This is a genomic window from Rahnella inusitata (assembly GCF_965118895.1).
In the GTDB taxonomy this organism is placed as follows: domain Bacteria; phylum Pseudomonadota; class Gammaproteobacteria; order Enterobacterales; family Enterobacteriaceae; genus Rahnella; species Rahnella inusitata_A.
Genome location: NZ_CBCPJJ010000002.1, coordinates 160,723 through 177,771 on the forward strand (window position 1 = coordinate 160,723; position 17,049 = coordinate 177,771).

Sequence of the window (17,049 nt, forward strand, 5' to 3'; positions counted from 1 at the left end):
TCGCGGCCTTTTCCACATTTGAAAGTTGCCCGTTGTTCCCTTTTTTTTCCTGATGCACTCTCTGTGTGCTGTCAAACACATGGAGGATACAGCATGAAAAAATTAGGTATTACTTCACTTTCACTCGCTCTGGCACTGGGGCTTTCTACCTTACCTGTAATGTTACAGGCGGCGCCCAATACCACCGGTACGGTTGCCACAACGTCAGTTGCCCCGGCAACGACGGCCAGCAAAGTGGCGGGTCCGCAGGTGAAAAAGGAGCAGGTGGCGGTGACTGACGAAAGTACCGTCAGCATCAATACCGCCACGGCGGAGGAGTTTGCCAAAGTGATGAACGGTGTGGGGATGAAAAAGGCGCAGGCCATCATCAGCTACCGTGAAGAGCTGGGGCAGTTCACCGATATTGAACAGCTGCGTGAAGTGCCGGGAATCGGTGCAGCACTGTTTGAACGTAACAAGGACCGTCTGAAACTGTGACGGATGTCGCGGCGGCAAACCCTTAACGGGTGCCGCCGTTTTCTTCTGCTAATCTCTAAAGACATCTGACCAGTTTGGTTTATGCCTCAGGCGATCAGCAGGAGTTGTTTAATCACTATGCATACTTTTATCAAAGTTCGCGGTTTTCATATCGACGTTTACCAACATGTTAACAATGCCCGGTATCTGGAATTTCTGGAGACGGCGCGTTGGGAATGGCTGGACAATCAGTCTGGCTTTCAGTGGATGAGCCAAAACAAAATTGCTTTCATCGTGGTGAATATCAACATCAACTACCGCAAGCCTGCCGTGTTGGGCGATGTCTTACGCATCGACAGTAGCCTTCAGCAACTGAACGGCCGAAGCGGTGTCATTGAGCAGGTAGTGACCTGTGAGGGTGATATTGTGGCAGATGCCACGCTGACGTTTGTGTGTATCGATTTACGCACGCAAAAAGCGTTACCGCTGGAAGGTGAGTTGCTGGAAAGATTGCGCGAGCTTGAGCTGGAAAACGATCAGGCCAGCCAGGAGGGATAAATAAAAACGGGCAGCGAAGTGGCTGCCCGTTCCTTTTAAAAAGAGAGTATCAAATTAGGCCAGTTTTCTTTTTCAGGCTCGCCATCACGCCCGCTTTATCCTGCTGATACTGTTGCAGACCATTAGCGCGAAGATGGCAGGCTGCGCATTCACCACAGCCGTCACCGGCAATACCGTTGTAACAGGTCAGGGTGTGATGACGAACCAGTTCGAGTTGCTGGTAGTAATCCGCCAGCGCCCAGGTTTCGGCTTTGTTCAGCCACATCAGCGGTGTTTCGAAACGTATTTCGCGCGCCAGCCCAAGAGAAACAGCATTGTTCAGCGCTTTAACGAATTCATCGCGGCAATCCGGATAACCGGAAAAATCGGTTTCGCACACGCCGGTAATCACTGCTTCAGCCTGAATCTGATAAGCGTAAATCGCCGTCAGTGTCAGGAACAGAATGTTACGCCCGGGAACAAAAGTGCTTGGCAAACCGCCTTCTGTTTCTTCTCCAAAGCCCGGTACGGGGATATTGTCACGGGTCAGGCTGCTGACAGCCAGTTCGTTTAATAAACCGACGTCCAGCACTTTGTGGGCACGCGCGCCCAACTGTACAGACAGCTTTTGCGCGATCTCAATTTCAGCGCGATGACGCTGACCATAATCGAAAGTGACACAATGTACTTCGTCATACTCCTTCAAGGCCTGGATCAGGCAGGTTGTTGAATCCTGTCCACCGCTAAAAACTACCACTGCTCTTTTCATTCAGATTTCCTGTTCGCTAAAACTGACCGCGCATCGGGCAGCAAAATCCTGCTTATGGTACTGACCTTTGCCGCCGTAGTGTAGTGAAACAGCTGGGTCACGCGTTTTCCTGTGGTAGCGGCGGCGGTACCCACGCCTGACAGAAATCGAACCAGCCCCACGCCGTAAGCTGAACACCGCTGATGCGCGGCGGCGCGCTGACCTGATACTGATAGTTAAACAACGGCGTAATAATACTGCGCGACATCCATTGATAAAAATGGTCTCGCAGTTCTTCAGAGCGTGAATTTTCCAGCGGGATTTGCTGGATAGACTCCAGACGCTGTTGCTGCAGGACCCGGTCTTCTTCCCGTAAAATACCTGCCCAGAGTGGATCCTGCTGTAGCCAGTTCTCTAGCGTGGCTTCCGGCGATTCACCGATCAGGCGATCGCCCAGCAACAGGTCAGCTGATTTCAGTAATTCGCCGTCTTCCCATAAGCGCCCGGCGTGATACACCACCTCCAGCGTACAACCTTCTTGCGCCAGTTTTTCCTGTAATGCTTGCGCTACCAGTTCAAACTCTACCGGCGGATGGAACAAAAGCCGCAAACTTTTAGGCAGAGCCACATCGACATCCTCATGAATCGGGATCGGCCAGCCGGGCAGCATTTCTTTACTGGCTCTCACCAGGTCGTGGTCGATCGGCAGATTATCTAACATGCCGCTACTTTGAATGATCCGAATGATTTTTTGCGCCTGTTTTTCACTTAACACTCCGCGTCGCATATTCGCGGCGATATAGCAGAAACCCAGGCTGGTGCTGCGCCGGACGGGTTTCACTTGCGAAAGCTCATCTTCCTCACCGAGAATAATCCGCACCGGATGCTGGCAACTGACATTGTCCCGCTGCGCGAACAGTAATGGCGTGATCCAAAACTCGATAGCGGCCAGATACGGATGTTGTAAAGGATAATAGGTGTGCTGTTCGAGCCGGATTAATTCCGGGGAAAACGTGGTCAATTGGAATGGACCCGCACCAATATGCGGATCGTCCGGGTGTGCCAGCAGACAGTTGAGATCGGCAAAACGGTGCGCCAGCCAGTAATCAGGCTTATCCAGCTCGAACTGCAAGCACAGCGCATGAGGCTGAGATAATTTAACCACTGATGCCATATTGTGTTTACCGCGTGCCGATCCCCGCAGTTGTTGAAAGCGCGCCACCAGCTGAGCTGTTTTCAACGGTTCGCCGTTATGCCAGAAAAGCTGACTGCGCAGAAAGAACTGCCAGGTCTTACCGTCATTACTGATTTGCCAGTGATGGGCAAGATTCGGCTGTGGCGAAGTATCGCCGGGAATGAAACGTGTCAAGCCTGCGTGGATCGTATGGGCCAGATGTTGCTCGGCGCGACCGGTAAGTGTCAGAGGATCCAGCGGCTGGAGAGGGCGGTAATAGGGAATGCGCAGTGTCGGGGCATCTTCCTGCCACTGGCCGCCAAGATGTGGCGCAAGCAAAGCATTGAGATGAGAAGGTGCCAGCTGGCTTAGTTGCAGCGCAGCAGAATGTTCGCCGTTCTTGAGTAACTCCTGTAAATAGGTTCCGCGGAGATCTTCCGGGGTTTTCAGGCAGCACAGCGAAGCACGTTTTCCGCGCCCGGCCTGCGAGTGCCAGCTGATCCATCCTGCATCCCGAAAGTGGGTCAACAAGGTTCGGGTGTGGCGCTCACTACAGCAGAAAATTTCCGCCAGCTCCGCCACGGTGAATTGAACCGGATGTGAGCCGGTTTTCAGGTATAAACGCTGAAACTGATTAAGCCGGTTTTGCAGACGCACGGTAAATACGGAACCTTTATTAGCGGGGGATTGTCTTTGTTCAGCATAACGCAGGTTCCGCTGTCTGATCTGGAGTAAAAAATCAAAGTGTGAGCTAAAACCGGAACAGTATTCATAAACTGTTCACTATTAGTTCCGTAAATCCCGGTCCATACTTTGAACGTGAAATCAGGCCCGCACAGAGAGGAAATATGTACCGTTTAGCCGCATTTGATATGGATGGCACGCTGCTTTTACCTGACCATACGCTGGGTGACAAAACGCTGTCCACGCTGCGCCAGCTGGCTGAAAAGCCGATCACCCTGACGTTCGCCACCGGCCGTCACTATCTTGAAATGAAAGATATTCTCGCCAATATCGGGCTGGACGGTTATCTGATCACCGGCAACGGCACAAGAATCCATGATCTTTCCGGCCACAGACTGCATTCCAGCGATTTACCGGAAGATTGCGCCCACGAATTGCTGCACACAACGTGGGACACGCCGGCAAGTTTGCACGTTTTCCGCGACGATGGCTGGTTTACCGCGCTCGATGATCCGGATTTATTAATCCCACATCAGTTCAGCGGTTTTCGCTATCAGTTGCAGGATCTGCGTTTACTGCCAGATTCGGGTAACAGCAAAGTGTGCTTCTGTGCGCCACATGAGGTGCTGTTGTCGCTGGTACCCCAGCTCGAAGCGCATTTTGGACCGCGCATCGACCTATGTTTTTCTGCGATGGATTGTCTGGATGTGCAGCCTGCTGGCAGCAATAAAGGCAGCGCACTGGCGATGCTGACTGCGGGGCTTGGGATCAACATGTCGGAATGTATGGCATTTGGTGATGCTATGAACGACAAAGAAATGCTGGAAGGCGTCGGTATGGGGCTGATTATGGGGAACGCACTACCCGTTTTGAAGGCGCAATCCCCGCACTTACAAATTATCGGACATTGCCGTAATCAGGCGGTGTCACACTTTTTGCAACACTGGCTGCACACACCAAACCTCACCTATTCCCCCGAATATTAAGGTTTTGCAGCGAGCCGGGTCATCTGTCCCGGCTTTTTTCATTCTTGCTTTTTACTCAACATTCTTCGAACCGGAGCAGCGTTAGCTGAGTCCTTCCAGTTCTAGCGCGTACCCCGAAATATCCCCGATATTTTTTGCGACCCAGTTCTCATCAAAATAGGTATTCAGGTACCGTTCGCCGCTGTCGCACAGCAAGGTGACGATCGAGCCAGTTTCCCCTTTTTCTCGCATCTGTTTTGCCAGTTGCAGCGCACCCCAGACGTTGGTGCCGGTCGAACCACCGACTTTACGGCCGAGCACTTTCTCCAGCCAGTGGAGCGTTGCAACACTTGCGGCGTCGGGCACCTGCATCATTTCGTCAATCACGCTTGGGATAAATGACGGTTCTGCGCGCGGACGGCCAATGCCTTCAATCCGGCTGCTGCATTGGGCTGTGACGCTGGCATCCCGCTGCTGAAAATAATCGTAAAACACCGAGTTTTCCGGGTCGACCACTACCAGTTCGGTATCATATCCCTGATAACGAATGTAGCGGCCCAGCGTCGCGGATGTCCCGCCAGTACCGGCGCTCATCACCAGATATCGCGGCACCGGATGAGGTTCCAGAGACATCTGACGGAAAATGCTGTCGGCAATATTGTTGTTCCCGCGCCAGTCTGTTGCACGCTCTGCGTAAGTAAACTGATCCATATAATGACCGTTCATTTCGCGGGCGAGTTGCTCGGACGCTGCATAAATCTGGCCTGAGTTTTGTACGAAATGGCAGCGGCCGCCGTAAAACTCGATTTGCTGAATTTTGCGCGGAGCAGTGCAGGAAGGCATGACGGCGATAAATGGCAGGCCGAGCAGGCGGGCGAAGTAAGCTTCGGAAATGGCGGTGCTGCCTGAAGACGCTTCAATGATCGGCGTATTCTCGCGGATCCAGCCGTTGCATAAGCCATACAAAAACAGTGAGCGCGCAAGACGATGTTTCAGGCTACCAGAAGGATGGGTGCTCTCATCCTTCAGATACAGCGAAATTCCGGGGAAGTCGCTTAGCGACAGGCGAATCAAATGTGTATCTGCTGAACGCTGAAAATCCGCGTCGATTTCTTTAATAGCGTTATTAACCCAGAAATTGCGCATGGTGCAGGCCCATATTAGTGTGCTGATGGTGCTAAGAATAACGTAACCGGCAGAGAAATAAGTTACTCTTTAACCCACGTAATACAGTTTTTGTAGAATTATTTTCTCCTGAGGTGCCGGATGGTAGATAAAATTGACCTTAAATTATTGTCGCTGTTGCAGAAAGATTGCACATTATCGCTCAACGAACTGGCGGATGCGGTAAATCTCACCACTACGCCTTGTTGGAAAAGAATCAAGCGGCTGGAGGACGATGGAATCATTCGTCAGAAAGTGGCGCTGCTGGACGGCGACCAGCTTGGGCTAAGCCTGACGGCGTTCGTGCTTATCAAAACGCAACATCACAACAGCGAATGGTATCAGCGCTTTGTGCAACAGGTTGAGGCTTTTCCTGAAGTGCTGGGTTTTTACCGCATGGCCGGTGAATACGATTATTTACTTCAGGTGCAGGTGGCCGATATGAAAAGCTACGATAACTTTTACAAGCGACTTGTGAACGGCATTCCGGGGCTGAATGATGTCACCTCAAGTTTTGCGATGGAACGCATAAAATCCACCACCGCATTACCGATTTAATGCAAAAGTTACAGTAAAAAGTTTCATCAGAAACCCCTGTTAACTCTGTTATCCTTGTCAGCCTGAAGAGGAAAGTTGCCCATATTTAAGCGGCTTATCCCAATAAAATCATTGTTATTATTTGTATGGAAAACGCTGCGTGAGATTGTTCGCCCAATTAGGCTGGTACTTCCGACGTGAATGGCGCCGGTATCTGGGTGCCGTTGCCTTACTGATCATCATTGCCATTCTGCAATTGCTGCCGCCCAAACTGGTCGGGGTGATTATTGATGGCGTTACCACCAAAACGATGTCTTATGGCGTACTGTTTGCGTGGCTGGGACTGATGATCGCAACGGCGATTGTGGTGTATTTGCTGCGTTACGTCTGGCGCGTGCTGCTGTTCGGCGCGTCCTATCAATTGGCAGTAGAACTGCGTCAGGATTTTTTCCGGCAGCTAAGCCGTCAGCATCCCGCTTTTTATCTGCGTCACCGCACCGGTGATTTGATTGCCCGCGCAACCAATGATGTCGATCGCGTGGTTTTTGCCGCAGGCGAGGGCGTTCTGACGCTGGTGGATTCGCTGGTCATGGGGCTGGCAGTACTGATCGTGATGGCGACCCAAATCAGCTGGGAGCTGACGCTGCTTTCCCTCGTCCCGATGCCGATCATGGCGATTATCATTAAACGCTACGGCGACCAGCTGCATCATCGCTTTAAAACCGCGCAGGCCGCGTTTTCATCTTTGAACGATCAGGCTCAGGAAAGCCTGACCAGCATCCGTATGATCAAAGCCTTCGGTCTGGAGAATCACCAGTCTTCACAGTTTGCCGACGTGGCCGCTGACACGGGTGCGAAAAACATGCGTGTGGCGCGCGTCGATGCCCGTTTCGACCCGACTATCTATGTCTCAATTGGCATGGCAAACCTGCTGGCGATTGGCGGCGGCAGCTGGATGGTTGTTAACGGCCATCTGACGCTCGGGCAGTTAACCAGTTTTGTGATGTACCTCGGTCTGATGATCTGGCCGATGCTGGCACTGGCCTGGATGTTTAATATTGTCGAGCGCGGAAGCGCTGCCTATAGCCGTATACGCAGTCTTTTACAGGAAGCGCCGAGCGTGGTGGACGGGACTCAACCCTTGCCAGCCGGACGTTCTGTACTCGAGGCCAGAATTACTGATTTCCATTACCCTGAAACCGTACATCCTTCGCTGACTGACGTTACTTTTTATCTGCAACCGGGGCAAATGCTCGGGCTGTGTGGCCCGACGGGATCGGGCAAAAGTACGCTGCTGGCGCTCCTCCAGCGACAGTTTGATGTGACTGAAGGTGATGTGCTGTATCACGGCCTCTCACTCAAAGAGATCCTGCTGGATGACTGGCGTGCCCGTCTGGCCATTGTCAGTCAGACGCCTTTCCTGTTCTCCGATACCGTTGCGCAAAATATTGCGCTGGGGCGCCCGGATGCCACTCAGGAAGAAATCGAAGAAGCAGCGCGTCTTGCCAGTGTTCATGACGATATTCTTCGTCTGCCCGGCGGCTATGAAACCGAAGTCGGAGAGCGTGGTGTCATGCTCTCCGGCGGCCAGAAGCAGCGAATTTCTATCGCCCGTGCACTGCTGCTTAAAGCGGAAATTTTGATCCTCGATGATGCGCTGTCTGCGGTCGATGGCCGTACGGAGCATCAGATTCTGCACAACCTGCGTCAGTGGGGCAGTGACCGTACGGTGATTATCAGCGCCCATCGTCTTTCCGCTCTGACAGAAGCCAGCGAAATTCTGGTGTTTAACCACGGTACGATTTCCCAACGCGGGAACCATGAACAACTTGCCGCTAAGTCTGGCTGGTATCGCGATATGTTCCGGTATCAGCAACTGGAAGCCGCACTGGATGATGTGCCGCAGGAACAGGAGACGGAAGATCGTGGTTGAACAAAAAGTGAGTAAAATTCAAAAGATGTGGCCCACGCTTAAACGCCTGTTGAGTTATGGCAAGCCATACAGAAAACCGCTTTCCGTTGCGGTGCTGATGTTATGGATTGCGGCGGCGGCAGAAGTGACCGGGCCAATTCTGATCAGCTTCTTTATCGATCACTACGTCGCAAAAGGCGAAATGCCCTGGGGCAAGGTCAGTCTGCTGGCGCTGTGTTTTATACTGCTGCAATTTCTGGCTGCGGGTTTGCACTATTTTCAGGCGCTGTTGTTTAATCGGGCAGCGGTCGGTGTGGTTCAGCGTTTACGCACAGATGTGATGGACGCCGCCCTGCGCCAGCCACTCAGTGCATTTGACACCCAGCCGGTCGGGCAGTTGATTTCCCGCGTTACGAACGACACGGAAGTGATCCGCGATCTCTACGTCACCGTCGTCTCAACCGTATTGCGCAGCATTGCTCTGATTGGCGCGATGCTGGTGGCGATGTTCAGTCTCGACTGGCGTCTGGCCTCGGTAGCAATTTGTATTTTCCCTGCGGTGTTCGTCGTGATGGGGCTCTATCAGATTTACAGTACGCCTATCGTGCGTAAGGTGCGGAGCTATCTGGCGGACATCAATGACGGGTTCAATGAAGTCATTAACGGGATGAACGTCATCCAGCAATTCCGTCAGCAAAAACGCTTCGGTGAACGTCTGACGCGCGCCAGCCAGTCGCATTATCTGGCGCGTATGCAAACGCTGCGGCTGGAAGGTTTCCTGCTGCGTCCGCTGCTCAGCCTGTTCTCCTCACTGATTCTGTGCGGTTTATTACTGCTGTTCGGATTCAGCGCGGAAGGTTCTGTTGGCGTTGGTGTCCTGTATGCGTTCATCAACTATCTGGGACGTCTGAACGAACCGCTGATCGAACTGACGTCACAACAGTCGATTCTTCAGCAGGCCGTCGTCGCAGGTGAGCGTATTTTTGACCTGATGGACAGAACGCAGCAGCAATATGGCTCTGACAATAAGTTGCTGACCAGCGGTGAGATTGAAATCAAAAATGTGAGCTTTGCCTATCTCCCGGAAAAATGGGTGCTGGAAAACATATCGCTGCAAGTGCCGTCGCGGGGTTTTGTTGCGCTGGTGGGGCATACCGGCAGTGGCAAGAGTACGCTGGCGAATTTGCTGATGGGATATTACCCGCTCAATAAGGGGGAAATCAGAGTCGATGGCCGTAACCTTGCAGATCTATCACATGCCAGCTTGCGCAAAGGGATTGCGATGGTTCAGCAGGATCCTGTAGTGCTGGCCGAATCTGTCTTCGCCAACGTGACTTTAGGGCGCGATATTGATGAAGCACAGGTCTGGCACGCACTCGATATTGTGCAACTCTCGCCACTTATTCGCGACATGCCTGAAGGGCTTAATACGCGTCTGGGTGAACAGGGGAATAATCTCTCCGTTGGGCAGAAGCAGTTACTGGCGATGGCGCGCGTTTTGGTGCAGGCACCGGAGATTCTGATCCTTGACGAGGCAACGGCCAATATCGATTCGGGAACAGAGCAGGCGATCCAGCGTGCTTTGCGTGCTATCCGTCAGCAAACCACACTGGTGGTTATTGCCCATCGTCTTTCGACTATTGTCGATGCGGATAATATTTTGGTATTGCATCGTGGTCAGGCCGTAGAGCAGGGTAATCACCTGCAACTGTTAAACGAAAAAGGCCGGTATTATCAGATGTATCAGCTGCAGCTTGCCGGACAGGAACTTGCCTCTACAGAGCAGGTAACTGCGGCTACAGAAAACGCGTAATCCTTGACCCAACGCAGCGTGTTACACTGCGTTGGGTCCCTGTATGTCACTGTGTGTTTCGCAATATTTCCCCCTTCTTGTCCCCCTTTAATGCATACCTCAATCCCGATGGACCCTGTTGCACTAAAAAGCAGCGCGTAGCACTTAAATAGTGCGGGCTTTCTTATAATGGCCCGCCACCCCCATTGTGCGCCCCGTCACGATTATTCTGAAAATGCCGTATTGCGCGGGTAAATCACCAATCTTTCAGAAATTTCAACTCTGGCACACCCTTTGCTTTATCCATTTCGTATCGGGCGCGGGTTCTCTCGCGGCAAGCCCTTAATTCGAGGAGTGGCAAAATGAAGCTGGTTACTGTGGTGATCAAACCTTTCAAGCTGGAAGACGTGCGTGAAGCGCTGTCTGCTGTTGGAATTCAGGGGCTGACCGTAACGGAAGTTAAAGGTTTCGGCCGTCAGAAAGGTCACGCTGAACTGTATCGCGGTGCAGAGTACAGCGTGAACTTCCTGCCAAAAGTAAAAATCGACATTGCTATCGCTGATGATCAGCTCGATGAAGTCATCGACGTGATCAGTAAAGCGGCTTACACCGGCAAGATTGGTGACGGCAAAATTTTCGTTGCTGAATTGCAACGCGTTATCCGTATTCGTACCGGTGAAACCGACGAAGCAGCACTGTAATTTCAGGCTCACCTCTTTGCATGAAGAGTTGAGATAAAAAAGCTTAGAAAACGGTTTTGAGAAACAGGGGTGGGTTAATAATGAAAAAACTTTTATCCATGATGGGGCTTGGCGCGGTTGCATTGTTGCCTTCGCTTGCCATGGCCGCCGCGCCAGCAGCCGCTAACGGTGCTGATAACGCGTTTATGATGATTTGTACTGCACTGGTCCTGTTTATGACTGTGCCTGGCGTGGCGCTGTTCTACGGCGGCTTGCTGCGTTCTAAAAACGTGTTGTCGATGCTGACTCAGGTTATCGTGACGTTTGCTCTGGTTTGCGTACTGTGGATCCTTTACGGTTACAGCCTGGCCTTCAGCGAAGGTAACGCGTTCTTCGGCGGTTTCGGTAACGTGATGATGAAGGGCATCGGCCTCGATTCCGTCACAGGTACCTTCTCGCAGATGATTCACGTGGCGTTCCAGTGTTCATTCGCCTGTATCACCGTGGCGCTGATCGTTGGCGGTATCGCTGAACGTGTGCGTTTCTCTGCGGTGCTTATCTTCACTGTTATCTGGCTGACCTTCTCCTACATTCCGATGGCACATATGGTTTGGGCTGGCGGTTTCCTGGCAGCAGACGGTGCGCTGGACTTCGCCGGTGGTACGGTTGTTCATATTAACGCCGCTATCGCGGGTCTGGTCGGTGCTTACCTGTTGGGTAAACGTGCGGGCTTCGGCAAAGAAGCATTCAAACCACACAATCTGCCAATGGTCTTCACTGGCGCGGCTATCCTGTATGTCGGCTGGTTCGGTTTCAACGCCGGTTCAGCAAGTGCTGCCAGCCCGATTGCGGCTCTGGCCTTCCTGAATACGGTCATTGCAACCGCTGGCGCAATCTTGTCATGGACATTGGTTGAATGGCTGGTTCGCGGTAAACCCTCTCTGCTGGGCGCAAGCTCAGGTGCTATCGCGGGTCTGGTTGCTATCACTCCAGCCTGTGGTACGGTCGGCGTAGGTGGTGCACTGATTATCGGTCTGGTCGGCGGTATCACCGGTCTGTGGGGGGTCGTTACTCTGAAAAAATGGCTGCGTGTCGATGACACCTGTGATGTGTTTGGTGTTCACGGCGTGTGCGGTATCGTAGGTTGCCTACTGACGGGCGTATTCACCTCCAGTTCTCTGGGCGGCGTAGGTTATGCAGAAGGTGTGACCATGGGCCATCAGGTCTGGGTTCAGTTCTTCAGCGTCTGCGTCACGTTGGTCTGGTCTGGTGTTGTGGCCTTCATCGGTTACAAAGTGGCGGATATGTTGGTCGGTCTGCGTGTCCCTGAAGAGCAGGAACGCGAAGGTCTGGACGTCAACAGCCACGGCGAAAATGCGTACAATCAGTAATTAAATGTTCAGAGAAAGCAGTGCGCTAATTCTCTACACGAGCAGTACTAAAACTAAAAAATAATGATGAATAGCAAAAGGGGCGATATCACTATCGCCCCTTTTTAATTTCTATTTTTAGCCGGAGATATATATCCGTAAAGACTTATTCAGCAGCCCGCTTACGGATCACACCTTCCTGCACCGTGGACGCAACCAGCACGCCGTCGCGTGTGTAGAACTGACCGCGAACAAAACCTCGCGCGCCGGAGGCCGAGGTACTCTCTACGGCGTACAGCAACCAGTCATCCATGCGGAACGGGCGGTGGAACCACATCGAGTGATCGATAGTTGCAACCTGCATGCCCGGTTCCAGAAAACCGATGCCATGCGGCTGAAGCGCTGTCGGCAGGAAATTGAAGTCAGACGCATAACCCAGCAGATACTGATGGATGCGCAGATCGTCCGGCATTTCACCATTAGCGCGGAACCACACCGCACGGTGCGGTTCTTCGACGCTGCCTTTTAACGGATTATGGAATTTCACCGGGCGCATCTCGATGGGGCGATGGCCGAGAAATTTATCGCGGATTTTTTCCGGGATCAGATGTGCCAGATTTTGGGCGATATCTGACTCCGAGATCAACGACTCCGGCGGCGGCACATCTGGCATAGTGTTCTGATGTTCAAAGCCTTCTTCGTGGCTCTGGAAAGAGGCGGTCATGTAGAAAATCGGTTTGCCGTTTTGCACCGCTTTTACACGACGGGCGCTGAAACTGTTGCCGTCACGCAGGATTTCAACGTCATAAATGATAGGCTTACTGCTGTCACCTGGACGTAAAAAGTAGCTGTGAAAAGAGTGGATCCCGCGATCAACCGGAACAGTCTGTTTAGCGGCATATAACGCCTGACCGACAACCTGCCCACCAAAGACCTGGCGCAAGCCCAAATCCTCACTTTGACCACGAAACAGTCCTTCTTCAATTTTTTCCAGATCGAGCAGATCCAGCAGATTTTTTAATGCCTGACTCATAGTGGCCTCATGAAAGTTACCGGTTGATTCATGCTGAAAGCAGCGCATAAATGACACTGTCGAACAGGTCTAACCTGTTAATGATAGTGGATCTTATGAGCACTCAGAAGACCTGTTTCGCCATCGGGAGGAAAAAACCAGATTATTGTGCCATGATTAATGGGTAAGCTGGTTAAAGAAACCATTTTCATGTCGGCGTTTATTACAGCTTGTCGACAAGCGAATAATAAAAAGGGAGTACGATCTATGAAACTTTGGCAGATAGTAGGTGGAACCGCGCTGTCTCTGACTCTTGCCGGGTGTGCACAGCATCACGAGGCACCCGCTCAGCAGGCTCCGGTGAATTCGGCAGCCAGTCCGGCCAGCCAGCCTGCAATAACTGGCCCGAATGTATCCGGTAGTGTGTTCATCAATCAGCGTGTCGCTTTACCGCCTGATGCGGTGCTGACCGTGACATTATCAGATGCCTCTCTGGCGGATGCGCCATCCAAAGTGATATCGCAGAAAGTGGCGAGAACGCAGGGCAAACAGTCACCATTCACGTTTATCCTGCCGTATAACCCACAGGACATTCCACCGAATGCCCGTGTCTTGTTGAGCGCAGCGGTGACCATCAATGGTCAGATGACGTTCGTGACTGACAGCATCAAAGAAGTGATTAACAATGGTCAGGGTACCCGTGCAGATCTACAGCTGGTGCCGGTTGTCGCCGTTCCCGTTGCCACCAAGCCAAGCGCGCTGGGGCCGTTGAGTAATCCGTCTGAGCCGACTGGATTGGGTACAGCACCTGCTCCGGTGAGTGCAGTACCGACGCAGTCAACGTACTAAGTACGAAAGCTGTAAGACTGAAGCACCGCTTAGGCGGTGCTTTTTTATTTACACCTTTGGATGGATTACCACTTCCAGCCGTATTTCTCTAAATCGACTTTACCTTTCTTGAAGACAATCCCTTCGGCGAGCAGCGCCTGACGCTGGCGTTTAAAATCTTCGCCCTGCAAGGAAATCTCACCGTGACGGTTAATGACGCGATGCCAGGGAAGGGTGCTGCCTTCGGGTAATTTTTTGAGGACACCGCCCACCTGCCGTGCCGCTCGCGGCGAGCCTGCCAGCTGCGCGACGTTACCGTAGGTAGTGACCTGTCCGGCGGGAATTGCAGCTATAATTTGAAATACGCGCTGGCGAAAGTTATCGGGTTCCGGCATCACATCCTCCTCAGTGGTTGCCGCACAGTATGACGTAATTTCACGCTTCAGGCAGGCAGGTTTGAGCGGTATTGTTTAAGAAAACAACGGTTGTCGGCAGTTAACTTGCTTTTGAGTCGGGCATCACTGATAATGCCCACCGCTTCAGTTCTCCCACAGAGAAAGGAAGCCAACAACGACAATGGGGGCTCTGTTGGTTCTCCCGCAACACTAACTTGTTAACTCGGTCAGGTCCGGAAGGAAGCAGCCATAGCAGGTGTCGTGTGTGCCGGGATGTAGCTGGCAGGGCCTCCACCAATTCAGACCCTCCAAAGTTATTCTTTCCTCTAATCTCCTGAAATTACAACGCTAAAATACCGCCTTAGACCTTTTATTACTTTCTGTAGTGCACTAACGTTGTGAAGTAATACACCCGCGGTATCGCCAGCATATACAGCTTCAATGGAGTCTCGGGCGCTTCCGCCAACGCTTTAATGACGATGTAAAACGGCAGCCCGCAGACCGGATGAAAGATGGGGTAACGTCAGCAGGGGAGCTGTGATCTCCGGCGACAAATTAGGATGAGAACCGCGAATCTGCAACGTCAGCCCGGCGTCGAGGGTCTCCATCATCCGTTCGCTGCCGTTTAGCCACCGTCCGGCACAAAATGTGAGACTCACCGAACAGGGCGAGTGGTACTGCCATATGCAGAACGCTTATTGAATATGGCTCACAGCGCGTTCGATGATATGCAGCAAATCATGCAACAGGGCGGGATTGGAACATTTCGAATCGGATTAGTGCTTTCGGTCAGCACGCTGTTATTTCCGACCGTTCCACAATTACTCTGAGAATATTTCCCTGGTATGTCTGTGGATTTATATGATCTGACCAATGATGCATTATTACCGGAACTGGAGAAGGGATCGGTTGATTCTGGTATCGGCGTGACTACAGCGCGATGCCGGAATCAATAGCATTTTATCCGCTGCTTGAAACCCGTTTGTGGTGGTGATCAGACCTGATGATACGCTGGGCAAAGAACATGATACCCCGTGGTGGCAGCTGGCGAAAAGAGATTTTGCATTGTTTTTAAAGGGAAATATCAGCAGGGTGGTGACGTCGAAGAATGAGACTCATCGCCTGAATTAGCAGGTAAAATATCGGGTGGATTTTCAGAAAACGTTGTATGGGCTGGTGTGGTCGTGTTTAGCCCTGGCACTTCTGCAGGAATTATATACTGCAACGCTTAACGATAATGAATTAACAATAATTCATCTGCAGCAGCCGACCCTAAGACATACGGTTGCGATGATGCCTAAACCGGTTCCATTGCGTTCTGAAAAAACGGAACAATGTTTTCAATTTCTCTTAAAGACGTATCAACGACGAGTTAAGAAAAGAAAGACGGATTGCGCTAAAAGAAATGTTAAACAAAGCTAACGTTGTATCGTTGAAATAATAAACATTGAGCCGAGCGATTATTCGGCTCAATGCAAACTGTTAACGTACAAATTTCCACACGGCAACAGGGATTTTATCGTACAGTTTATTCATCGTCAGTTCTGCCAGACGGTGGTCAGCTGCCGAGTAAAACAATTCGAGTTCGTCGTCTGAAAGTTCATACTTATTTTTTTCAATAACACGTTCAAGTGTGTCAATAGTGGTGCATTTTCTTAAACGCATCAAATAGTCGATTTTGTTCATCGTGGCCTTTTCATTTTTTTCTGATGTCAGCATATAAATTATTACTCAAGTCTTCATTAGCGTACAGATGTAGTCCCCTGAGAACATTCTGAATAATCGCTTTTTGGTCTTCTGCCATTGGCGTAAGTCAGAATCATTTATTCCATAATTACTGAACAGGGTGTAGGTATCATCCAGGTACTCTTCAACCAGATCACTTAAATGGTTATCGTCGGGGTACTTAATTTTAAAACTCATCACAAAGGATGCAATGTGTTCAATCAGTTCGTTGAGTTGCAGGTTAACAGCTGAAGTAGGGTCATTAACCCAACCATGATGACTGTCGCCCAGTGTTGCAATCCCCTCATCATACAACATTTCATTCAGGAATCGTAACTGAGCGATATCGTGCCGCTTAGGCGAGTACTCATCCATATCATCCCCTCCGTAATGGTTTATTCGGTGTTGATAACACTCTGTGAGTAAACAACAAAACTTAATGGCTTACAGGAAACAGCTCTCACTACAAATTCTATGAACTGCAAACATCACAAACTCAGTTAAACATCAGTAACAATTACAATAAACCGGTATCTGAAGGAGGTTTCACCAGGGATTATTATACAGTTAACAGTTTAAATATAATTCATTTTTAGAACGCTGTGCAAACGTATTACTCAAACTTACAATTCGTCTGCAGTGGTTCCTCGGGACGTATCAATAATATCAAACTCAAGGCCTTCTGCCCTGACCGTGAATGTGACATTTTGCGTCGTAAACTCATCCGCATTAATGTCCAGACAACCATTAAAAATCGTCCACTTGTATCGGTAACTCATTGAATATTGGTTTGTGTCTGTTTGAGTTATCGACACAATTTGCAAAGAATTCGGCTCATAACGGGCATTTTCTGAAAAATAAGATAAATCGCCAATTAAAGGTTGTTCAATTTCAGATAAAGAACGTTGGATAATCTCTTGTAACTCTTTGACAGACGGATTTTTCCCATAAATATCGCTGGGGATCATTTTCAGCATGGGTAATTTCCTCTTAAGCCCTGTCCTTTCATTATTACATACTTTCTGGATTATGTGTTTTAAGTACGAAAAAAATTTCGCACTGTCCGGGTA

General features: G+C 50.8%; 18 protein-coding genes and 1 other RNA gene. 10 read left to right on the plus strand and 9 right to left on the minus strand.

Annotated elements, in window-relative coordinates; translation table 11 throughout:
- The first annotated feature begins 93 nt into the window (after positions 1–93).
- Together ACMHLI_RS02280 and ACMHLI_RS02285 are read left to right on the plus strand one after the other, a co-directional pair.
- Positions 94–477, plus strand: coding sequence for a ComEA family DNA-binding protein (locus ACMHLI_RS02280; protein ID WP_413528075.1), 384 nt, complete (start codon positions 94–96; stop codon positions 475–477).
- 117 nt (positions 478–594) lie between these two features.
- Positions 595–1,014 (plus strand): YbgC/FadM family acyl-CoA thioesterase, encoded by a 420-nt coding sequence (locus tag ACMHLI_RS02285; protein ID WP_413528076.1) that lies wholly within the window; start codon positions 595–597, stop codon positions 1,012–1,014.
- Positions 1,015–1,063: 49 nt separating this feature from the next.
- Here ACMHLI_RS02285 and queC read toward each other — a convergent pair whose 3' ends face one another.
- A complete protein-coding gene (queC, locus tag ACMHLI_RS02290) occupies positions 1,064–1,762 on the minus strand; it encodes a 7-cyano-7-deazaguanine synthase QueC (protein WP_413528077.1) in 699 nt (232 codons plus the stop codon).
- Positions 1,763–1,859: 97 nt separating this feature from the next.
- Entirely contained in the window at positions 1,860–3,572 is a 1,713-nt protein-coding gene (locus tag ACMHLI_RS02295) for an SgrR family transcriptional regulator (RefSeq protein ID WP_413528078.1), read from the minus strand.
- Positions 3,573–3,763: 191 nt separating this feature from the next.
- Here ACMHLI_RS02295 and cof point away from each other — a divergent pair, with 191 nt between their 5' ends.
- Positions 3,764–4,585, plus strand: coding sequence for an HMP-PP phosphatase (cof, locus tag ACMHLI_RS02300; RefSeq protein WP_413528079.1), 822 nt, complete (start codon positions 3,764–3,766; stop codon positions 4,583–4,585).
- Between the two features lie 81 nt (positions 4,586–4,666).
- Here cof and ACMHLI_RS02305 read toward each other — a convergent pair whose 3' ends face one another.
- A complete protein-coding gene (locus tag ACMHLI_RS02305; RefSeq protein ID WP_413528080.1) occupies positions 4,667–5,710 on the minus strand; it encodes a PLP-dependent cysteine synthase family protein in 1,044 nt (347 codons plus the stop codon).
- 120 nt (positions 5,711–5,830) lie between these two features.
- Here ACMHLI_RS02305 and ACMHLI_RS02310 point away from each other — a divergent pair, with 120 nt between their 5' ends.
- From ACMHLI_RS02310 to amtB, 5 genes are all read left to right on the plus strand, one after another.
- On the plus strand, positions 5,831–6,286 hold the full coding sequence (locus tag ACMHLI_RS02310) for an Lrp/AsnC family transcriptional regulator (protein WP_413528081.1): 456 nt from the start codon (positions 5,831–5,833) through the stop codon (positions 6,284–6,286).
- A 139-nt stretch (positions 6,287–6,425) separates the two neighbouring features.
- Positions 6,426–8,198 (plus strand): SmdA family multidrug ABC transporter permease/ATP-binding protein, encoded by a 1,773-nt coding sequence (locus ACMHLI_RS02315; protein WP_413528082.1) that lies wholly within the window; start codon positions 6,426–6,428, stop codon positions 8,196–8,198.
- Positions 8,161–9,990 (plus strand): SmdB family multidrug efflux ABC transporter permease/ATP-binding protein, encoded by a 1,830-nt coding sequence (locus ACMHLI_RS02320; protein ID WP_413528290.1) that lies wholly within the window; start codon positions 8,161–8,163, stop codon positions 9,988–9,990. The genes ACMHLI_RS02315 and ACMHLI_RS02320 overlap by 38 nt, the downstream gene beginning before the upstream one ends.
- Before the next feature lie 341 nt (positions 9,991–10,331).
- On the plus strand, positions 10,332–10,670 hold the full coding sequence (gene glnK, locus ACMHLI_RS02325; protein ID WP_009639071.1) for a P-II family nitrogen regulator: 339 nt from the start codon (positions 10,332–10,334) through the stop codon (positions 10,668–10,670).
- 80 nt (positions 10,671–10,750) lie between these two features.
- Entirely contained in the window at positions 10,751–12,040 is a 1,290-nt protein-coding gene (gene amtB / locus ACMHLI_RS02330) for an ammonium transporter AmtB (RefSeq protein ID WP_413528083.1), read from the plus strand.
- A 145-nt stretch (positions 12,041–12,185) separates the two neighbouring features.
- Here amtB and tesB read toward each other — a convergent pair whose 3' ends face one another.
- The gene (tesB, locus tag ACMHLI_RS02335; protein ID WP_213051235.1) at positions 12,186–13,052 is read right to left on the minus strand and encodes an acyl-CoA thioesterase II; all 867 of its coding nucleotides are present in this window, start codon (positions 13,050–13,052) and stop codon (positions 12,186–12,188) included.
- Between the two features lie 246 nt (positions 13,053–13,298).
- On the opposite strand from tesB, the gene ACMHLI_RS02340 reads away from it, so the two are divergent.
- Entirely contained in the window at positions 13,299–13,880 is a 582-nt protein-coding gene (locus ACMHLI_RS02340; RefSeq protein ID WP_413528084.1) for a YbaY family lipoprotein, read from the plus strand.
- 65 nt (positions 13,881–13,945) lie between these two features.
- Here ACMHLI_RS02340 and ACMHLI_RS02345 read toward each other — a convergent pair whose 3' ends face one another.
- The gene (locus ACMHLI_RS02345) at positions 13,946–14,254 is read right to left on the minus strand and encodes an MGMT family protein (RefSeq protein WP_413528085.1); all 309 of its coding nucleotides are present in this window, start codon (positions 14,252–14,254) and stop codon (positions 13,946–13,948) included.
- A 191-nt stretch (positions 14,255–14,445) separates the two neighbouring features.
- Between ACMHLI_RS02345 and ffs the strand changes: the two genes are divergently transcribed.
- Positions 14,446–14,542: signal recognition particle sRNA small type (ffs, locus tag ACMHLI_RS02350), an RNA gene on the plus strand.
- Positions 14,543–14,724: 182 nt separating this feature from the next.
- On the opposite strand, the gene ACMHLI_RS02355 is transcribed toward ffs, so the two are convergent.
- The 4 genes from ACMHLI_RS02355 to ACMHLI_RS02370 form a co-directional block, all read right to left on the minus strand.
- Entirely contained in the window at positions 14,725–14,865 is a 141-nt protein-coding gene (locus ACMHLI_RS02355) for a hypothetical protein (RefSeq protein WP_413528304.1), read from the minus strand.
- 871 nt (positions 14,866–15,736) lie between these two features.
- A complete protein-coding gene (locus ACMHLI_RS02360; protein ID WP_056771138.1) occupies positions 15,737–15,940 on the minus strand; it encodes an HHA domain-containing protein in 204 nt (67 codons plus the stop codon).
- Positions 15,941–15,985: 45 nt separating this feature from the next.
- A complete protein-coding gene (gene tomB / locus ACMHLI_RS02365; protein WP_056771141.1) occupies positions 15,986–16,354 on the minus strand; it encodes an Hha toxicity modulator TomB in 369 nt (122 codons plus the stop codon).
- Positions 16,355–16,602: 248 nt separating this feature from the next.
- Complete coding sequence (locus ACMHLI_RS02370) at positions 16,603–16,956, minus strand: hypothetical protein (protein WP_413528086.1); 354 nt, start codon at positions 16,954–16,956, stop codon at positions 16,603–16,605.
- Positions 16,957–17,049 lie beyond the last annotated feature (93 nt).

Coding starts and splice junctions, on each gene's coding strand:
- ACMHLI_RS02360 (WP_056771138.1), bottom strand. CDS start 15,940: ATGAACAAAATCGACTATTTGATGCGTTTAAGAAAATGCACCACTATT.
- amtB (WP_413528083.1), top strand. CDS start 10,751: ATGAAAAAACTTTTATCCATGATGGGGCTTGGCGCGGTTGCATTGTTG.
- ACMHLI_RS02370 (WP_413528086.1), bottom strand. CDS start 16,956: ATGCTGAAAATGATCCCCAGCGATATTTATGGGAAAAATCCGTCTGTC.
- tomB (WP_056771141.1), bottom strand. CDS start 16,354: ATGGATGAGTACTCGCCTAAGCGGCACGATATCGCTCAGTTACGATTC.
- ACMHLI_RS02305 (WP_413528080.1), bottom strand. CDS start 5,710: ATGCGCAATTTCTGGGTTAATAACGCTATTAAAGAAATCGACGCGGAT.
- tesB (WP_213051235.1), bottom strand. CDS start 13,052: ATGAGTCAGGCATTAAAAAATCTGCTGGATCTGCTCGATCTGGAAAAA.
- queC (WP_413528077.1), bottom strand. CDS start 1,762: ATGAAAAGAGCAGTGGTAGTTTTTAGCGGTGGACAGGATTCAACAACC.
- ACMHLI_RS02310 (WP_413528081.1), top strand. CDS start 5,831: ATGGTAGATAAAATTGACCTTAAATTATTGTCGCTGTTGCAGAAAGAT.
- glnK (WP_009639071.1), top strand. CDS start 10,332: ATGAAGCTGGTTACTGTGGTGATCAAACCTTTCAAGCTGGAAGACGTG.
- cof (WP_413528079.1), top strand. CDS start 3,764: ATGTACCGTTTAGCCGCATTTGATATGGATGGCACGCTGCTTTTACCT.
- ACMHLI_RS02345 (WP_413528085.1), bottom strand. CDS start 14,254: ATGCCGGAACCCGATAACTTTCGCCAGCGCGTATTTCAAATTATAGCT.
- ACMHLI_RS02355 (WP_413528304.1), bottom strand. CDS start 14,865: ATGATGGAGACCCTCGACGCCGGGCTGACGTTGCAGATTCGCGGTTCT.
- ACMHLI_RS02280 (WP_413528075.1), top strand. CDS start 94: ATGAAAAAATTAGGTATTACTTCACTTTCACTCGCTCTGGCACTGGGG.
- ACMHLI_RS02320 (WP_413528290.1), top strand. CDS start 8,161: ATGTGCCGCAGGAACAGGAGACGGAAGATCGTGGTTGAACAAAAAGTG.
- ACMHLI_RS02340 (WP_413528084.1), top strand. CDS start 13,299: ATGAAACTTTGGCAGATAGTAGGTGGAACCGCGCTGTCTCTGACTCTT.
- ACMHLI_RS02285 (WP_413528076.1), top strand. CDS start 595: ATGCATACTTTTATCAAAGTTCGCGGTTTTCATATCGACGTTTACCAA.